General features: G+C 65.9%; 1 pseudogene. It reads right to left on the bottom strand.

The features are described 5' to 3' along the window. A pseudogene (locus tag NE591_RS12820) lies at positions 1-411 on the bottom strand (hypothetical protein); the annotation flags it as partial.

Consider the following 411-nt stretch of genomic DNA (forward strand, 5'->3'; position numbering starts at 1 on the left):
ATGCCCTTCTCGAAGACGCTGGCGCCCATGGCGCAGTAGCTGAAATGGGAGTTTGGCACGGCGGGCTTCACCAACGCGAAGGTCTGAGGGGGGCTTTTGGTGTCGAGGTCGGAGGTCACGCCCTCCGGGAACACCATGCGGTGGCTCTTCACGTCGAACAGATGGGTGAGGATGTGGTAGGTGCCATCGAGCAGGATGTGGGCCTGGCACTGGTCGTAATCCCGCCCGTTGAGCTCCACGCGCGTCACGAAGGCGCACTGCGTGCAGCTGTCCGCCGACCAGGTGAGCGGGAGCACGTGCTGGGCGTCGTAGTCCTCGATCTTCACGCGGGCGTCGGGGTGCATCATGCCGTCATCGCTCACATCGTCCACGCCGATCGCCCACGCGCCGGTGCGGAGGGCGATGGCGCGG

The organism is Adlercreutzia sp. DFI.6.23 (assembly GCF_024462535.1).
Lineage (GTDB): Bacteria > Actinomycetota > Coriobacteriia > Coriobacteriales > Eggerthellaceae > Adlercreutzia > Adlercreutzia rubneri.